The organism is Micromonospora sp. NPDC000089 (assembly GCF_042899365.1).
In the GTDB taxonomy this organism is placed as follows: domain Bacteria; phylum Actinomycetota; class Actinomycetes; order Mycobacteriales; family Micromonosporaceae; genus Micromonospora.
On sequence record NZ_JBIAZT010000010.1, the window covers coordinates 207,148 to 225,000 of the forward strand.

At 75.1% G+C, this 17,853-nt stretch carries 13 protein-coding genes and 1 riboswitch; of the genes, 5 read left to right on the forward strand and 8 right to left on the reverse strand.

Annotated features, from left to right (window positions below):
- Position 1 precedes the first annotated feature (1 nt).
- The 3 genes from ACFY3U_RS19955 to ACFY3U_RS19965 all read left to right on the forward strand — a co-directional run bounded on the left by ACFY3U_RS19955 (position 2) and on the right by ACFY3U_RS19965 (position 4,028).
- Positions 2-952, forward strand: coding sequence for an LLM class F420-dependent oxidoreductase (locus ACFY3U_RS19955; protein WP_387203687.1), 951 nt, complete (start codon positions 2-4; stop codon positions 950-952).
- A 20-nt stretch (positions 953-972) separates the two neighbouring features.
- On the forward strand, positions 973-1,308 hold the full coding sequence (locus ACFY3U_RS19960; protein WP_387203690.1) for a cupin: 336 nt from the start codon (positions 973-975) through the stop codon (positions 1,306-1,308).
- Positions 1,309-1,373: 65 nt separating this feature from the next.
- On the forward strand, positions 1,374-4,028 hold the full coding sequence (locus ACFY3U_RS19965) for a hypothetical protein (RefSeq protein ID WP_387203557.1): 2,655 nt from the start codon (positions 1,374-1,376) through the stop codon (positions 4,026-4,028).
- Positions 4,029-4,090: 62 nt separating this feature from the next.
- Here ACFY3U_RS19965 and thiC read toward each other — a convergent pair whose 3' ends face one another.
- From thiC to ACFY3U_RS20000, 7 genes are all read right to left on the reverse strand, one after another.
- Complete coding sequence (gene thiC, locus ACFY3U_RS19970; protein WP_387203560.1) at positions 4,091-5,674, reverse strand: phosphomethylpyrimidine synthase ThiC; 1,584 nt, start codon at positions 5,672-5,674, stop codon at positions 4,091-4,093.
- Between the two features lie 17 nt (positions 5,675-5,691).
- On the reverse strand, positions 5,692-6,480 hold the full coding sequence (thiD, locus tag ACFY3U_RS19975; RefSeq protein ID WP_387203562.1) for a bifunctional hydroxymethylpyrimidine kinase/phosphomethylpyrimidine kinase: 789 nt from the start codon (positions 6,478-6,480) through the stop codon (positions 5,692-5,694).
- The gene (locus tag ACFY3U_RS19980) at positions 6,477-7,064 is read right to left on the reverse strand and encodes a thiamine phosphate synthase (protein ID WP_387203693.1); all 588 of its coding nucleotides are present in this window, start codon (positions 7,062-7,064) and stop codon (positions 6,477-6,479) included. Before ACFY3U_RS19980 ends, thiD begins: the two co-directional genes overlap by 4 nt.
- Positions 7,065-7,129: 65 nt before the next feature.
- A complete protein-coding gene (locus ACFY3U_RS19985; protein ID WP_387203565.1) occupies positions 7,130-7,909 on the reverse strand; it encodes a thiazole synthase in 780 nt (259 codons plus the stop codon).
- Positions 7,906-8,106: a sulfur carrier protein ThiS gene (thiS, locus tag ACFY3U_RS19990; RefSeq protein WP_387203568.1), complete on the reverse strand. Its 201-nt coding sequence runs from the start codon at positions 8,104-8,106 to the stop codon at positions 7,906-7,908. The genes ACFY3U_RS19985 and thiS overlap by 4 nt, the downstream gene beginning before the upstream one ends.
- Positions 8,097-9,227: a glycine oxidase ThiO gene (thiO, locus tag ACFY3U_RS19995; RefSeq protein ID WP_387203571.1), complete on the reverse strand. Its 1,131-nt coding sequence runs from the start codon at positions 9,225-9,227 to the stop codon at positions 8,097-8,099. The genes thiS and thiO overlap by 10 nt, the downstream gene beginning before the upstream one ends.
- Entirely contained in the window at positions 9,221-9,847 is a 627-nt protein-coding gene (locus ACFY3U_RS20000) for a thiamine phosphate synthase (RefSeq protein WP_387203574.1), read from the reverse strand. The genes thiO and ACFY3U_RS20000 overlap by 7 nt, the downstream gene beginning before the upstream one ends.
- A riboswitch (TPP riboswitch) is annotated at positions 9,842-9,949 on the reverse strand. It overlaps the preceding gene by 6 nt.
- Before the next feature lie 332 nt (positions 9,950-10,281).
- Here ACFY3U_RS20000 and ACFY3U_RS20005 point away from each other — a divergent pair.
- Together ACFY3U_RS20005 and ACFY3U_RS20010 are read left to right on the forward strand one after the other, a co-directional pair.
- Positions 10,282-16,092 carry a ThuA domain-containing protein gene (locus ACFY3U_RS20005; RefSeq protein WP_387203576.1) on the forward strand — a complete coding sequence of 1,937 codons (5,811 nt, stop codon included), beginning with the start codon at positions 10,282-10,284 and terminating at the stop codon, positions 16,090-16,092.
- A 68-nt stretch (positions 16,093-16,160) separates the two neighbouring features.
- On the forward strand, positions 16,161-16,733 hold the full coding sequence (locus tag ACFY3U_RS20010) for a hypothetical protein (RefSeq protein ID WP_387203579.1): 573 nt from the start codon (positions 16,161-16,163) through the stop codon (positions 16,731-16,733).
- A gap of 145 nt (positions 16,734-16,878) precedes the next feature.
- Here ACFY3U_RS20010 and ACFY3U_RS20015 read toward each other — a convergent pair whose 3' ends face one another.
- Entirely contained in the window at positions 16,879-17,841 is a 963-nt protein-coding gene (locus ACFY3U_RS20015) for an aldo/keto reductase (RefSeq protein ID WP_387203582.1), read from the reverse strand.
- Between the last annotated feature and the right edge of the window lie 12 nt (positions 17,842-17,853).

Consider the following 17,853-nt stretch of genomic DNA (forward strand, 5'->3'; position numbering starts at 1 on the left):
CATGCGGGTGGCGGTCTTCACCGAGCCGCACCGGGGCGCCGACTACGACGACCAGCTGCGCTTCGCGCGGGCGGTCGAGGACGCCGGTTTCGACGGCTTCTTCCGGGCCGACCACTACCAGGCGATGGGCGACGAGCCGGGGCTGCCCGGCCCCACCGACGCCTGGCTCACCCTCGCCGCGCTGGCCCGGGAGACCTCCCGGATCCGGCTCGGCACCCTGGTCAGCTCGGCCACCTTCCGGCTGCCCGGCCCGCTGGCGGTGCTGGTCGCCCAGGTGGACCGGATGAGCGGCGGCCGGGTGGAGCTGGGCATCGGCGCCGGCTGGTACGCCCGCGAGCACACCTCGTACGGCATCCCGTTCCCAGCCGTGGGCGAACGCTTCGACCGGCTCGCCGAGCAGTTGGAGATCATCACCGGCCTGTGGCGCACCCCGGTCGGCGAGACCTACGGCTTCACCGGCGACCACTACCGGCTGGTGGACGCCCCCGCGCTGCCCAAGCCGGTGCAGCGGCCCGGCCCACCGGTGATCGTCGGCGGACGCGGACCCAAGCGCACCCCCGAGCTGGCCGCCCGGTACGCCGACGAGTTCAACATGCCGTTCAAGTCGGTGGCGGAGACCGCCGAGGCGTACGGGCGGGTCCGCGAGGCGTGCGACCGGGTCGGCCGGGCCGAATCGGGGCGGGCGCCGCTGGTGCTCTCCGCCGGGGTGGTGGTGGCGATCGGGCGGACCGACGCCGAGGCCCGGCACCGGGCCGCCCCGCTGCACGTCAAGAGCGCCCTGCCGCCGGAGGACCCGGTGGTCGGCTCCCCGGCGCAGCTGGTCGACCGGCTCGGCGAGTTCGCCGCGATCGGCGCCACCCGGGTGCACCTGCGGCTGATCGACCTGGCCGACCTCGACCACCTGGAGCTGATCGCCGCCGAGGTGCTCCCCCAGCTGGCGACGACCCGGTGAACGACGCGGTGAACGACCCGGTGAACGACCCGACGACCGGCCCGGCCGGGCCGTCGACCGCGGACGGGGTCGAGCTCGGCCCGGTGGGCCAGGAGATCGTCTTCGAGAACGACCGGGTCCGGGTCTGGCACATCCGACTGGAGCCGGGCGAACGGCAGCCGCTGCACCGGCACGACCACCCGTACCTGGTGGTGGCGGTGCGGGGCGCGAAGAACGTCGTGCAGACGATCGACGGCCAGCGCATCGACGCCGACGAACCCACCGGGGGCGTGGTCTACCGCGACCCGGGCGCGGTGCACATGCTCACCAATGTCGGGGACACGACATACCTGGCGCGGCTCGTCGAGCTGAAGTAAGCCCAGGCTGTCGCGCCGCCGCGCCACAGTGGCGATCGGACGCACCGGGCCGTAACGTGCCCGACATGGCCTTTCGGACGTGGGGCAGACTGCTGCTCACCGCACTCGGGGTGAGCGTGCTGGCCGGCGCCGGTCAGCTCGGTGTGGCGTACGGGTTCGGCATCGTCCGGCTCACCGGCGCCTTCACCGACGTCAACCGCTGGCCGGCCCAGCTGGCCTGGGTCGGCTGGTTCGCGGTGACGGCGGCCGTGGCCGGCGCGGTGCTCACCGGGCGCCTCGCCCGCCGGGACGGGCTGGCCGGGCGCACCGGCGGGCAGGTGGCGATCTCCGCCGCGGCGGCGCTCGGCGCCCTCGTCGTCGCCCCGCTCTGCATGCAACCCGCCCGCGCCGCCGAGCTGAGCACCATCGACCCGGTCTGGGCGGTCGGCATCTGCGCCGTCGTCGGGGCGGTGGTCGGCGCGGGCGCCGCGTCGGCCGTGCTGCTCCGCCCACCGCTGGGGTGGAACGTCGCGCTGCTGGCCGCGGCGGTCTGGCTGCTCGCGCTGATCTCCGTCGCGCCGACCCTGCTGTCCACCGGGCCGCTGCGCACCGTACGCCTGGGCGTGCTGGAACCCGGCTGGCTCGGCGCGGGCACCGCCCAGCGCCTGACGATGGTGCTGCTGCCCGTGGTCGCCCTGGTCGTCGGGGTGGTGACCGGCGCGGTGGCGCGTCGGCGCGGGCACGCCCCGCTGATCGCCGCCGGGTCGGGGGCGGCCGGCCCGGTGCTGCTCGCCTTCGCGTACCTGACGGCGGGGCCCGGCGACGCGGTGGACCGCTACCAGCTCGCCCCCTACTACGGCGCGGTGATCGCCGTCGGGACCGGCGCGCTGGGCTCGGTCGCCGCCGCCCTGCTGCGCTGGCCGCTGGTGTCCCGCCGCGACCCGGCCGGCGACGCCATCGAGCCGACCGACATCCTCGCCCCGCTGCCCGACGTACCGGCCCCCGCGACCGGCGCCGCCACCGGGGACCTGACCGCCGTGGCCACCGGCCCGACCCCGGCCAACTCCCCCAACGGCCCGATCCCGGTCGGCGTGTCGGGTGGGCCGGTCCCGGCCGGCACCGGCCCGATCGCCGGCGGCACCGGCCCGCGCCCGGCCCGGGCCAGCGCTCCCGGCGCCTCCGGCTCGGACGGTCCGGCCGCTGCGCCCACCCCGGCGCACTGGGAGTGGCCGGGGGTGACGCCGGACGCCGGTACGCGCGCCGCGTCGGAGGGCGACGAAGCGACCGCCGTCCCCTCCGGCAGCGACGCGGCCAGCAGCGCTCCGGTCTTCCCCGCTGGCAGCGACGCGGCCATCGCGGCACCAGTCGCGGCTGCCCCGGACGTGGCCGACGTGGAGCACCCGCCCGGCTCCGCCGCGTCCCGCCGCTCGGTCGACGGCGCGCCGGCGGTCGAGCCGGCCGCGGGAACGGACGGCGCGACGCGCGCGGATCGCACCGTGCCGGCCGGCCCGGTCACCGCCGCCGAGCCGGCCACCGATGCCGCCCCACTCGCCAGCGCCGCGCCGGCCACCGAGGCCGCGCCGGCGCCGAAGCCTCGGGCGAAGCGGACCCGTAAGCCGCGCGCCGCCACCGCCGGCGGCGACGTTCCGGTCGAGGGCGCCACCAGCGACGTTCCGCGTCAGGGCTCCGGCGACGACGCTCCGGCCGCGAGCGCCGGCGGCGACGTTCCGGCTCGGGGCGACGTCACGACGGGCATGGTCACCACATCCGCGACGGCCTCTTCCGGAGAGGTCGCTGGGAACGCCGAGCGGGCGAGTGCCCGCGCCGGATCCGTCGCCGCCGGCACGCCGCCGACCGCGAGCACCGGCGTGGCCGAGTCGACAGATGGCACCGTAGGCAGGCCGGACGGCCTCGACACCGCTGGCAAGCCGGGCGACGCCGGCACCTCCGCCGAGCCGGGCCGCACCAGCGCCGCGGGCAAGCCCGGTGACACCACCGCCGCCGGCAGGACCGACGCCGTCGCCACGGCCGAGCCCGCCCGTACCCGCGCCGCAGGCAAGCCCGGTGGCACCACCGCCGCCGGCAGGACCGGCGAGACCACCACGGCTGGCGAACCCGGTGAGACCACCGCCGCCAGCAGGACCGGTGACACCGGCTCGGGTGCCGTGGCCGCGCCCGGTCGTACCGGCGCGGACGCCGAGCCGGGCGACGCCGCGCGGCCCCGGCCGGCCCTGGCCGACACGGCGCTGCCGGCGGAGCCGCCGGCCGGTCCCCGGCTCACCCCGCAGGCCGCCGCCGAGGCGGCGCCGCGCCCCCGCCACCTGCTGCCCGACCTGACCGGTACGGGCAGTTGGGACGCCTTCCGGCCGGCCGGCCCGCCGCGCACGACGCTGCCGTTCCCGGACCCGGGTACGGGCGAGGAGCAGAGCCGTCCCGCCCCAGTCAGCCTGCAGTGGGACGCCCCGGGAGCCGCGCCGGTCGACGAGGGCGCGGGTCAGTCGAACGGTGCCCCGGCCGGCGCGCCGACCGCGCGCCGGCCCAAGGGGCGCCGGGGCCTGTTCCGGCGGAACAGGGCCGCCGAGGCGACACCGGACGGCGAAGCCGACCGCCCGTTGGCCGCGCACGACGAGGAGTACGTCGACTGGGTGGCCGGGTTGAGCCGGCCGCTGCCCGACAATGAGCCGGAGCGGGAGAGCGGCCGCCGCTCGCTGCGCTCGACGGGACGCCACCACCGGGAGTGATCCGCCCGAACGAGCGGGGCCGGGGTGACCGCACCCCGGCCCCGATCCGTTCCGCGCGGCGGTCAGGCCATCGGCAGGTACACCCGACCACCGGCGGAGCGGAACTCGGCGGACTTGTCCCGCATCCCGCGCGCCGCGTACTCCTTGAGCTCCTGGCTGATCTTCATGGAGCAGAACTTCGGGCCGCACATCGAGCAGAAGTGCGCGGTCTTCGCGGGCTCGGCCGGCAGCGTCGCGTCGTGGTACGACCGCGCGGTCTCCGGGTCGAGCGAGAGGTTGAACTGGTCCTCCCAGCGGAACTCGAACCGTGCCCTGGACAGCGCGTCGTCCCAGGCCTGCGCCCCGGGGTGCCCCTTGGCCAGGTCGGCGGCGTGCGCCGCGATCTTGTACGCGATCACGCCCGCCTTGACGTCGTCCCGGTCGGGCAGCCCCAGGTGCTCCTTCGGGGTGACGTAGCAGAGCATCGCGGTGCCGAACATGCCGATCATCGCGGCGCCGATGGCCGAGGTGATGTGGTCGTACGCGGGGGCGATGTCGGTGGTCAGCGGGCCGAGCGTGTAGAACGGCGCCTCGTGGCACCACTCCTGCTGGCGGTCCACGTTTTCCTTGATCTTGTGCATCGGCACGTGCCCCGGGCCCTCGATCATCACCTGGACGTCGTACTCCCAGGCCACCTTCGTCAGCTCGCCGAGGGTGCGCAGCTCGGCGAACTGGGCCGCGTCGTTGGCGTCCGCGATCGAGCCGGGGCGCAGCCCGTCGCCGAGCGAGAAGGTCACGTCGTACCTCGCGAGCAGAGAGCACAGCTCGCGGAAGTTGGTGTAGAGGAAGTTCTCCTCGTGATGGGCCAGGCACCAGGCCGCCATGATCGAGCCACCGCGCGAGACGATCCCGGTGACCCGGTCCACCGCCAGCGGCACGTACGGCAGCAGCACCCCGGCGTGCACGGTCATGTAGTCCACGCCCTGCTCGGCCTGCTCGATCACCGTCTCGGCGAAGACCGCCCAGCTCAGCCGCGTCGGGTCGCCGCCGACCTTCTCCAGCGCCTGGTAGATCGGCACCGTCCCGATCGGCACCGGCGAGTTGCGCACGATCGCCTCCCGGGTCTCGTGGATCCGCTTCCCCGTCGACAGGTCCATCACGGTGTCCGCGCCCCACCGGGTGGCCCAGGTCAGCTTCTCCACCTCCTCGGCCACCGACGAGCTCACCGCCGAGGTGCCGATGTTGGCGTTCACCTTGACCAGGAACGCCTTTCCGATGATCGCCGGCTCGCACTCCGGGTGGTTGACGTTGAGCGGCAGCACCGCCCGCCCGGCGGCGATCTCGTCCCGGACGAACTCCGCCGCCACGCCCTCCCGGATCGCCACGAACTCCATCTCCGGCGTGACGATCCCGGCCCGCGCGTACGCGAGCTGGGTCGGGCGTTCCCCGGCCAGCGGGGTCCCCGCACCCCGCACGGGAGCGACGTCACCGCGGGCGGCGATCCACGGCCCGCGCAGCGCGGGCAGCCCCACCGCCGGGTCCGAGCCGGGGCCGGAGGTGTCGTAGAGGCGTACCGGCGGGTTGTCCCCGGTCAGGTCGACCTCGGCGAACGGCACCCGGACGTCCGGCCGGGACCCGTTCACGTAGACCTTGCGACGTGCCTGCATGTCAGCCTCCCTGATGGTCAACGGGACCAGCCGAGGTGGTCCAGCGGACCGCGCCCCGCGCCGAGTTCCCAACCCCGGGCGCCGGTCAGCGCGCGGGTGACGTACTCCTTGGCGGCGGCGACCGCGACCGGCACCGGGTCGCCGGCCGCCAGCCGGACGACGATCGCCGCCGAGAACGAGCAGCCGGTGCCGTGGCTGTGCCGGGTGTCCACCCGCGGCGCCCGCAGCAGCGTGGTCGTCGCGCCGCCGACCAGCACGTCGACCGCCTCCCCGGCCGCGTCCACGTCGCCGCCGGTGACCACCACGTGCGCCGGGCCGCCGGCCGCCAGCGCCTCGGCGGCGGCGACCATCTCCTCGACCGTGGTCACCGGGCGCCCGGTGAGGGCGGCGGCCTCCGCGCTGTTCGGCGTCGCCACCTCGGCGTACGGCAGGAGCCGCTCGACCGCCGCCACCACGCCCAGCCGGTGGCCGCTGGTGGCGACCAGCACCGGGTCGACGACGAGGTGCGGCAACCGGCCCGCCTTCGCCACCTCGGCGACCGCGTCGGCGACCGCCGAGGTGCCGAGCATGCCGGTCTTCACCGCGCGCACCTCGAAGTCGCCGAGCACGCTGTCGAGCTGGTCGCGCACGGTCCGCGGCGGCAGCGGCAGGACGGCGTCCACGCCCACCGTGTTCTGCGCGGTGACGGCGGTGAGCACGCTGGTGCCGTACGCGCCGAGCGCGGCGAAGACCTTGAGGTCGGCCTGGATGCCGGCGCCGCCACCGGAGTCGGAGCCGGCGATGGTGAGGACGGTTCTCGGGGTCATGGGCTCGCCTTCACGGTTGCGTTCAGGGCGGTGGCCGCGGCGGCGGGGTCGTCGGCGCGCATGATCGCGCCGAGCACCGCCACACCGACGGCGCCCGCCTCGACGCAGGCGGTGACCTGCTCGGGGGTCTCGATGCCGCCGAGAGCCAGGACCGGCACCGGGCTGAGGCTGGTCAGGCGGGCCAGGCCGGTGGGGTGCAGCGGTGGGCCGTGGCCGGGCTTGGTCCTGGTGGGGTGGACGGGCGAGAGGGTGACGTAGTGCTCGGTGGTGAGCCGGGCGAGCTCCGCCGCGTCGTGGCAGGAGCGGCCGACCAGGCCGAGCCGCGGCGGCGGGTACGGGCCGGCGGCCGGCAGGTGCACCGCGTCGCCGCCGAGCGGGTCGGGGCCGGCGACGATCAGCGCGCCGCCGGCCCCGGCCAGGATCGGCCGCAGCACGGCGGCGAGGGCGGCGCGTTCGGCGCGGGGCAGGTCCTTCTCCCGCAGCACCACCCACCGCACTCCCCCGGCGACGGCCGCCGCGACCACCTCCGGCAGCGGTCGTCGCGCCTGCCGCCGATCGGTGAGCACCACCACCCCCGCCGGCACCCCACTCACAGAGCTGGTCTTCGTTCGCGACTGCGGGGCTCGCAAACCCGGCTCACTCCTCGCGCTCACAGGTCGGGCCGGCCTTCGTCGGGGGTGGACGCGAGGGCGTGGAAGCGGCGGGGGATGCGGCCGGCGCCGTACGCGAGCCGGCCGGCCTCGACCGCGTACCTCATCGCGGTGGCCATCGCCACCGGGTCGGCGGCCCGGGTGACCGCGCTGGCCAGCAGCACCGCGTCGCAGCCCAGCTCCATGGCGAGCGCCGCGTCACTGGCGGTGCCGACCCCGGCGTCGAGGATCACCGGCACGTCCACGCCCTGGCGGATCAGTCGGATGTGGTGCGGGTTGGTGACGCCCAGCCCGGAGCCGATCGGCGCGCCGGCCGGCATCACCGCGGCGCAGCCCACGTCGGCCAGCCGGCGGGCCAGCACCGGGTCGTCCGAGGTGTACGGCAGCACCACGAACCCGTCGGCCACCAGCTCCTCGGCGGCGCGCAGCAGCTCCACCCCGTCGGGCAGCAGGGTGCGCTCGTCGCCGATCACCTCCAGCTTCACCCAGTCGGTGTCGAACGCCTCGCGGGCCAGCCGGGCCACCTTCACCGCCTCGCCGGCGGTGTGACAGCCGGCGGTGTTCGGCAGCAGCCGTACCCCGCAGCGGTCGAGCAGGTCGAGCAGCCCGCCGGCCGTGCCGGGGGCGGTGTCGACCCGGCGCAGCGCGAGGGTGACCAGCTCGGTGCCGGAGGCCCGGATCGCCCGCTCCAGCAGGTGCAGGTTGGCCGCGCCGCCGGTGCCGAGGATCAGCCGGGAACCGAACGTGACGCCACCGAGTGCGAAGGACATCCCGCTCACCCGCCCTGGGCGGCGCTGAGCACCTCGACCCGGTCGCCGTCGCGCAGCACGGTCGCCGGCCAGCCGCCGCGCGGCACCACCTCGCCGTTCACCGCGACCGCGAGCCCGCGCCGCTGGTCGGTGACGGCACCGACCAGGTCCGCGACGGTCGCGCCGCCGGGCAGCTCCCGCCCGGCTCCGTTGACGATCAGTCGCACGTCTCCTCCTCGGGAACGGGTCCGGCCGGGCCGCCGCCCACCGCCGGAGCGGTCGCGAACCGGTCCGGCGCGAACGGCGCCAGCAGTGGGTCGGCCTCGCCGGTGACGATCAGCTCGGTGATCAGGTCGGCGGTGACCGGGGTGAGCACGATGCCGTGCCGGTGGTGACCGGTGGCCGCGAGCACGCCGGGCCGCCCGGGCAGCGGGCCGAGGATCGGCGCGTTGTCCGGGGTGCCGGGGCGCAGCCCGGCAGCGGCCTCCACCAGCTCGTACTCGGCAAGCTCGGGGACCAGGTCGACGGCGGCGCGCAGCAGCCGCAGCACCGCCCCGGCGGTGACCTCGGTGTCCGCGCGCTCCTCGACGGTCGCCCCGACCACCACCTCGCCGTCCTGCCGGGGCACCAGGTAGACCGGCTCGCCGTCGGCGTACCCGCGGATCACGTGCCGGAAGCCCGGCATGCCGCGACCGGGCGTGCGCAGCCGGAGCACCTGGCCCTTCACCGGCCGGACCGGCAGCCCGGTCAGCGCGGCGGCCCCGCAGCCGGCGGCGACCACCGTGACGGCGGCGTCCAGGTCGGACAGGTCGGCGACCGGGCCGGGTCGCGGCGTCGCGCCGGCCCGCTCGGCCGCGACCCGCAGCGCGGCGACCAGCCGCCGCGGGTCGACCTGGTGGTCGCCGGGGGCGACCGCGCCGCCGCGCAGTCGCGGCGACAGCGCCGGCTCGCGGTCGCGCAGCTGCGACGGGCGCAGCGGCGTGATCGGCAACCCCAACCCCCGTTGGTACGACCACAGCCGCCCCGCCTCGGCCAGGTCGTCGGCGGTGAGCCCGACGACCAGGGTGCCCTCGGTCGCGTAGCCGATTCCGGTGCCGGCCGCCCCGGCCAGCTCGGCGGCGAAGCCCGGCCAGCGGGCGGCGGAGTCGGCGAGCAGCCCGGTCAGCTCCGGCTCGCCGAAGTACGCCTCGGCGACCGGCGACAGCATTCCGGCGGCCACCCGGGAGGCGCCGGATCCGGGGGCGGGATCGTGCACGTCGACCCGCAGCCCGCGGGACGCGCAGCGCCAGGCGATCGCCAGCCCGACCGGTCCCGCCCCCACCACGGCGACGTCCGGCCGGGTCAGCACGTCAGCGCGCCGAGCAGCTCGGCGGTGGCCCGGCCCGGGTCGGCGGCGTGCGAGAGCGCGCCCACCACCGCCACCCCGTACGCCCCGGCGGCCCGCAGCTCCGGCACGTCCCGGGCGGTCACCCCACCGATCGCGATCACCGGCACCGGCACCGCGTCGGCGACCGCGCGTACCCCGGCCGGGCCGATCGGGTCGGGCAGGCCGCTCTTGGTGCGGGTGGGGTGGCACGGCCCGACGCCCAGATAGCTGGCGCCGGCGGCGACCGCCTCGAGCGCGCCGGCCGGCTCCCGGGCGGTGGCGCCGAGCACGGCGGTGCCGCCGAGCACCCGGCGGGCCGCGCCGACCGGCAGGTCGTCCACGCCGACGTGGCCGCCGGCGGCACCCACCGCGAGCGCCACGTGCAGCCGGTCGTTGACCAGGCAGGTGGCGCCGTACGGGGCGCAGCGCGCGACCACCCGGCGGGCCAGGTCGTACGCCTGGCGGTCGGTGGCGTCGTCGGTCACCCGGACCTGGACGACCAGCTCGGCGCGGGCCACCGGCAGCGCGGCGGCCAGCACGGCGAGCGGGTCGCGCCCGGGCCGGGTGTCGGTGATCAGATGCAGTCGCCCCAGGGACGGCACGGCAACTCTCCTCCCTGCGCCGGCATTACCCGGATCAGGTTCGACGGTCGGGGGCTGCAGCCCCCCTCTCAGCCCGGTGCACCGGGCTCCCGTGGGTCACGTCGCAGTCACCGTACGACGTCGCGGCCGATCCGCCAAGGGCGGGTCCGGTCGGTCGGGCCGTCGGCCGCACCTTTTCGGACGGCTGGTCCGCTCGCGCCCCGATACGCCGGTCGCCGATACCGAATCGTTACATGCCGATGCCTTGCCGGAAACGGATCGGGCGGCGCTAATTTGTTCAACGGATCGACATTATTCGGTGCCCGGCCTCGGCGTGGTCGGTAACCGAGCCGACCGGCGCGGGCCTCGGCGTGGCCCGCACGCACGACCGGGGATGGACTGCGGCGAGTCGTCCCCATGCACACCGCTGTCCAGCTCGGACAAAGGAGCATGGAGTGTCCTCATTTCGCCGACGCCGCCTGTTGCGCGGCCCGGTCATCGCTGCCCTATCGACCCTGACCCTCCTCGCCGGCGCCCTGACCGGCCCGACCGCCGCCCAGGCCGCCCCGGCCGCCCCGGCGCCGCGGCCGGCCGCCCAGGCCGCCGCCGCCGACCCGTTCGCGGTGCTGGTGTTCTCCAAGACCGCCGGCTTCCGGCACGACTCGATCCCGGCCGGCATCGCGGCCATCCGCAAGCTCGGCGCCGACAACGGCTTCACCGTCGACGCCACCGAGGACGGCGCCGCGTTCACCGACGCCAACCTGGCGAAGTACCAGGCGGTGATCTGGCTCTCCACCACCGGCGATGTCCTGGACGCCGACCAGCAGGCCGCCTTCGAGCGGTACGTGAAGGCCGGCGGCGGGTACGTCGGCGTGCACGCCGCCTCGGACACCGAGTACAGCTGGCCCTGGTACGGCAAGCTGGTCGGCGCGTACTTCGCCGGCCACCCGGCCAACCAGCAGGCCACCGTCAAGGTCGAGGACCCGGCGCACCCGTCCACGGCCGACCTGCCGGAGCGCTGGTCCCGGTTCGACGAGTGGTACAACTTCCAGTCCAACCCGCGTGGCGACGTGCACGTGCTTGCCAGCCTGGACGAGACCAGCTACAGCCCGGGCGCCGGCGCGATGGGCGCCGACCACCCGACCTCCTGGTGCCAGGACTACGACGGCGGCCGCGCCTGGTACACCGGCGGCGGCCACACCCAGGAGTCGTACGCGGACCCGCAGTTCCTCAGCCACCTGCTCGGCGGCATCCGCACCGCGGCCGGCGCCCAGCCGGCCGACTGCGGCGCCTCGAAGACCGCCAGCTTCGAGAAGGTGACGCTGGACAGCAACACCAGCAACCCGATGGAGCTGGACGTGGCCCCGGACGGCCGGGTGTTCTACGTGGAGCGGGACGGCCGCCTGCAGATCATCAAGCCGGACACCGGCAGCACGGTCACCGCGCTGCGGCTGAACGTGTTCACCGGCAACGAGGACGGCCTGATCGGCATCCGGCTCGACCCGCACTTCGCGGACAACGGCTGGGTCTACCTCTACCACGCCCCGAACGACGGGATCGCGCGCAACCTGATCTCCCGGTTCACCGTCACCGGCGACACCGTCGACCCGGCCAGCCGCAAGGACGTGCTGCGGGTCGACACCCAGCGCAACACCTGCTGCCACGCGGGCGGCAGCATGGTCTTCGACCGCGCCGGCAACCTCTACCTGGCCACCGGGGACAACACGAACCCGTTCGAGTCGGACGCGTTCACCCCGATCGACGAGCGGCCGGGCCGGCAGGACTACGACGCCCAGCGCAGCGCCGGCAACACCAACGACCTGCGCGGCAAGGTGCTCCGGATCCACCCGGAGGCCGACGGGACGTACACGATCCCGGCGGGCAACCTGTTCGCCCCCGGCACCGCGAAGACCCGGCCGGAGATCTACGGCATGGGCTTCCGCAACCCGTTCCGGATCGGCATCGACCCGGCCACCGACACCCTCTACGTCGGTGACTACGGGCCGGACGCGGGCGCGAACAACCCGAACCGGGGCCCCGAGGGCACCGTCGAGTGGAACATCGTCGACAAGCCCGGCAACTACGGCTGGCCGTACTGCACCGGGGCGAACTACGCGTACAACGACTACCAGTTCCCGTCCGGGCCGAGCGGGGCGAAGTTCGACTGCGCCGCGCCGGTGAACGACTCCCCCAACAACACCGGGCTGACCAACCTGCCCCCGGCCATCGCGGCCACGGTCGACTACGACTACTCCGGCAACCCGCGGTTCCCCGAGATCGGCGGCGGTGGGGCCCCGATGGCCGGCCCGGTCTACCGGTACGACGCGGCGAACCCGTCGAAGCGCAAGTGGCCGGCGTACTTCGACGGCAAGGCGATGTTCGGCGAGTGGAACCAGTCGAAGATGTACACCATGCAGGTCGGCGCCACCGGCCGCACGCTGGTCGACATCAACCAGCTGCTCAAGGGCATGCCGTTCGTCCGCCCGATGGACTTCGAGTTCGGCTCGGACGGCGCGCTCTACCTGATCGAGTGGGGCACCGGGTTCGGCGGCAACAACGACGACTCCGGGGTCTACCGGATCGACTACACCGCCGGTGACCGGGCCCCGATCGCTCAGGCGTCCGCCCAGCCCACCTCCGGCCCCGCGCCGCTGACCGTGACGTTCTCCAGCGAGGGCTCCCGGGACCCGGACGGCGGCCCGCTGACCTACGCCTGGGCGTTCGGCGACGGGCAGACCTCCACCGAGGCGAACCCCACCCACACGTACGCCAAGGCCGGCGACTACACCGCGCAGCTCACCGTGACCAGCGGCAACGGCCGTACGGCGGTGGCGAACGTGCCGGTGACGGTCGGCAACACCGCGCCCACGGTGACCATCGAGTTCCCGCCGGACGGCGGCTTCTTCGACTGGGGTGACCAGGTCAAGTACACGATCAAGGTGACCGACCCGGAGGACGGCACGATCGACTGCGACCGGGTCCGGTTGCAGGTGCTGCTCGGCCACGACGAGCACGCCCACCCGCTGGAGCAGCACACCGGCTGCTCGGGCACGGTGCAGACGTCGCTGGCGTCCGGGCACGGCGCGGAGGCGAACGTCTTCGCGGTCTTCGAGGCCACCTACACCGACGACGGCGGGACCGGCGGCGCCGGCGCGCTCACCGGCCGGGCGATCGAGCGGTTGCAGCCCAAGCGCAAGCAGGCCGAGTACTACACCGCCACCGGCCGGGCCCCGGGCGCCACCGGCGGCGGCGACGCCGGGGTACAGAAGGAGGCCACCACCGACAGCGCCGGCGGCGGGCAGAACATCGGGTTCATCGAGGACGGCGACTGGTGGTCGCTGAACCCGGCGAACCTGACCGGCGTCGACTCCATCCGGTTCCGGGTCGCCTCGGCCACCCAGGGCGGCCGGATCGAGGTCCGCTCCGGCGCCGTCGACGGCCCGCTGGTCGCCACCGCCACGGTGGGCAGCACCGGCGGCTGGCAGCAGTTCGCGGACGTCACCGCACCGGTCACCGGCGCGGGCGGCCCGACGCTGTACTTCGTCGCGAAGGACCCGGCCGGCGGCGCCGGCTCGCTGTTCAACGTCAACTGGATGGACTTCCTCGGCAAGGGCGTCACCGACAACGCGCCGCCGCAGGTCACGGCCAAGGCCACCCCGGCCTCCGGCACCGCGCCGGTCACCGTCGCGTTCGACGGCACGGCCACCGACGCCGAGGGCGACACCCCGCTGACGTACGCCTGGGACTTCGGCGACGGTCAGAAGGCGACCACCCTGGACGCCACCCACACGTACACCGCGCCGGGCTCGTACACCGCCACCCTGACGGTGACCGACAAGCGGGGCGCCAAGGGGTACGTGAACGTCCCGGTGAAGGTGGAGGCGCCGAACACGTCCTGCTTCGGGGCGCGCTCGGACGACTTCACCGGCACCAGCCTGGACAAGGGCCGCTGGACGGTGGTGCGGGAGAACCAGCTCTACTCGGTCTCCGGCGGGTCGCTGCGGCTGCCCACCTCCTCCGGTGACCTGTACGGCGCCCGCAACGACGCCACCAACCTGGTGCTGCAGCCCGCGCCGAGCGGGGCCTGGCAGGCCACCACCAAGGTCACCCTGCCCACCACGGCCGACTACCAGCAGGCCGGCCTGCTGGTCTACGGCGACGACGACAACTACGCCAAGGTCGACCTGCTGCACTCCGGCAGCCGGCGGGTGGAGTTCATCCGGGAGACCGCGGGCACCCCGCGCAACGAGTCGGCCGACAGCGCCGCCGCACCGGCCGGTGACGGCGTCTACCTGCGGCTGTCCAGCGACGGGACGAACCTGACGGCGGCCTTCTCCGCCGACGGGACCACCTTCACCCCGGTCGGCCGGGCCGCCGCGCTCGCCGGCATCAGCAACCCGAGGATCGGCCTGTACGCGCTCAACGGCGGCACCACCGCCCCGGTGGTGGACGCGGCGTTCGACTGGTTCCAGCTCTCGCCGGACGCCCCGGCCGGCCCGATCGACCCGTCCGACGAGTTCACCGGCGCCACGCTGGACAAGTGCCGGTGGAACGCGGTGCTGCGGGAGGACCCGGCGGCGTACCGGGTGGCGGACGGCGCGCTGAAGATCGACGTGCCGAAGGGTGACATCTACGGCACCGGCAACTCCGGGCCGACGAACTTCGTCCTGCAGACCGCCCCGGCGGGCGACTGGACCATCGAGACGAAGGTCGACGGCAGCCTGCTGGCCGAGCAGTACCAGCAGGCCGGCCTGATCGTGCACGCCGACGACGACAACTACCTGAAGTTCGACTTCATCGTGGACAACCAGACCGGCCAGCCGGTGACCCGGCGGCTGGAGTTCCGCAGCGAGGTCGGCGGGGTGGTGCAGGACCCGCAGCCACAGGTCAACGACCTCACCTCGGCGGTGTGGCAGCTGCGACTGACCCGGGCCGGCAACACCTTCACCGCGTCGTACTCGGCGGACGGCCAGACCTGGCAGACCCTGCCGGCGCTGACCAGCACCGCCGTCGGGGCGACCCCGAAGGTCGGCCTGTTCACCCTGGGGGCGAACGCGGCCACCTCGAAGACCGCCTCGTTCGACTGGTTCCGGCTCTCCACCAAGGCGGTCGACAAGGCCGCGCCGGTGACCACCGCCACGGTCTCCGGCACCCCGACCGCGGGCTGGCACACCGGGCCGGTCGCCGTCACGCTGGCCGCGAAGGACGAGGCCGGCGGCAGCGGGGTGGCCCGCACCGAGTACCAGCTCGACGCGGCCACCGCGTGGACCGCGTACGCCGGGCCGGTGCAGGTGACCGGGGACGGCGCCCACGAGGTGCGGTTCCGCTCGGTCGACGAGGCCGGCAACGTGGAGGACGCGAAGAAGGTCGCGGTGAAGATCGACGCGACCGCGCCGGTCAGCGCGGCGGCGTTCGCCCCGGCGAACGACGACGGCTGGCACGCCGGCACGGTGCCGGTGGTGCTCACCTCCACCGACGCCGGTTCCGGGGTGAAGCTGCTGGAGTGGTCGCTCGACGGCGGCGCGTGGACGCCGTACACCGCGCCGGTGGAGGTCACCGGGGACGGCACGCACGAGCTGCTCTACCGGGCCACCGACACCGCCGGCAACGCCGAGACGCTCAAGTCGGCGGTGGTGAAGATCGACGGTACGAAGCCGACGCTGCTGGTGTCGGGGATCGCCGACGGTCAGCTGTACGGCGACAGCCAGGACGTCCGGATCAGCTGGCAGGCGGTCGACCCGACCTCCGGGCTGAAGTCGACCCTCGGCACGCTCGACGGGCGGGCGTACCAGGCCAACACCCTGCAGGCCATGTACGAGCTGCCGCTCGGCCTGCACGAGCTGACCGTGACCGCGACCGACAAGGCGGGCAACGCGACCACCTCGACGGTCCGGTTCTTCGTCACCACCTCGTTCCGGGACGTGCAGAACCTGCTCGACCGGTTCAAGGCGACCGGGCGGCTGTCCACCAAGGCCCACCAGCAGCTGTCGAACAAGCTGGCCGCGGCCCGGACGGCCGAGGCGGCCGGCAAGGACGCCCAGGCGGTGAAGCAGTTGACCGCCTTCCGGACGCTCGTCACCCAGCCCGGTCTGATCGGTGAGGCGGAGGTCCGGGACGTGCTGACCCGGGACGCCGACGCCATGATCGTCCGGCTCGGCGGCACGGCCAGCAGGGCGGGCGTGTCCGCGAACGACGGCAAGCCGGTCAAGGGCGCCGGCCGGCTCGGTGAGGACCCGACCCGGATCGCCCGGGGCCGTTCGCTGTAGTGCCACCGGGGCCGCTCCCGCCGTCCGACCGGCGGCGGGGGCGGCCCCACCCGGATCGGAGACGTCAGATGCGTACCTTCAGGACTCTCGTCGCCGCGCTGGTCGCGGCGGCCCTCACCGCGCTCTGGGCCGCCGCTCCGGCGGTAGCCCACAGCGGCAAGCTCAAGCTCACGGTCGGCGGCGACGGCGCCGGCGGCGTCACCGTGCAGGCCGTGCACGCCGACGGCCACCGGCTGGACCAGCCGCTCCGGCTGACCGTCACCGCCGCCGGGCCGGGCGGCCGGAAGGTCGGCCCGGTGCCCCTCGACCCGTCCGGGGAGGGGCAGGGCTTCTACGCCAGCGGCCCGCTGCTCGCCCCGGGCCGCTGGACGGTCACGGTGAGCACGCCGGCGCCGTTCCGCAGCACGGCCACCGCCCAGGTGCAGGCGAAGGCCGTGCCGTCGCCGGCCCGGCCGGCCAGCGTGGCCCCGGCCGAACCGGCACGTGCGGCGGCCCCGGCGGCCGCACAGCGCGCACCGGAGCCCGCCGCGGCCCAGGACGACGCCGGTGGTGGCGCCTGGTGGGCGGTGGCAGCCGGCGCTCTGCTGGTCGCCGCGCTCTCCGCAATCGCGCTGGCGCGGCGCCGACGCGCGACCCGCTGACGCGGGAGACCGCACCGGCCCGCCGACGCGGTACCCGAACCGGACCGTCGGGAGGCCGCGCTCGTGCGGCGCGGCGGCAACCGCTGACGGGTGACGTGGGCGGGCGTGGAGTCGGGGCACGATGCCCGCCCACGCCCGTCCGGCGTCAGAGGATCGCGTCCAGCGCCTCGATGTCGTCCTCGCCCGGCTGCCAGGTGCCCGCCTCGGCGTTGGCCCGGATCTGCTCCGCCGTGGTGGCGCCGGCGATCACCGAGGTCACCGCCGGTCGGGCGGCCAGCCCGCCGATCGCCACCTGCAACATGCTGACGCCGCGCTCGGCCGCGTACGCCTCGATCGCCTCGATGGTGTCCCAGCCGGCCGCCGCGAGGCGTGCGGCGTACCGGCCGCCGCCGGAGAGCCGGCTGCCGGCGGGCGGGGCCTGGTCGCGCTTGTACTTGCCGGTGAGCAGCCCGTTGGCGAGCGGGAAGAACGGCAGCATGCCGAGGCCGAACCGCTCGCAGGCCGGGATCACCTCGGTCTCCACCGAGCGCTCCAGCAGCGAGTAGTGGTTCTGCGCGGAGATGAACCGGGACCGCCCGGTGGACGAGGCGACCCAGTCGGCGTCCGCGATCTGCCAGCCGGCGAAGTTGGAGTTGCCCAGGTAGCGCACCTTGCCGGCGCGGACCAGGTCGTCCAGCGCGGCCAACGTCTCGTCGATCGGGGTGCCCGGGTCGGGCTCGTGCAGCTGGTACAGGTCGATGTGGTCGGTGCCCAGCCGGCGCAGCGACGCCTCGACGGCCCGGGCGACGTAGCGGCGCGCGCCCCGGGCGCCGAAGTCCGGACCGTTGAGCCCGTGCATGTCCATGCCGAACTTGGTGGCGAGCACCACGTCGTCCCGGCGCCCCTTGAGCGCCTGGCCGAGCAGCTCCTCCGAGCCGCCCTGCGGCTCGCCGTAGATGTCGGCGGTGTCGAAGAAGGTGATCCCGGCGTCCAGCGCCGCGTCCACCACCGCCCGGGTGCCGTCCAGGTCGAGCTTGCGGCCGAAGTTGTTGCAGCCGACGCCGACCACGGACACCACCAGCCCGGAGTCGCCCAACCGGCGATAGGTCATCTCAGTCACGAGATCCACCCTATGCCGCCA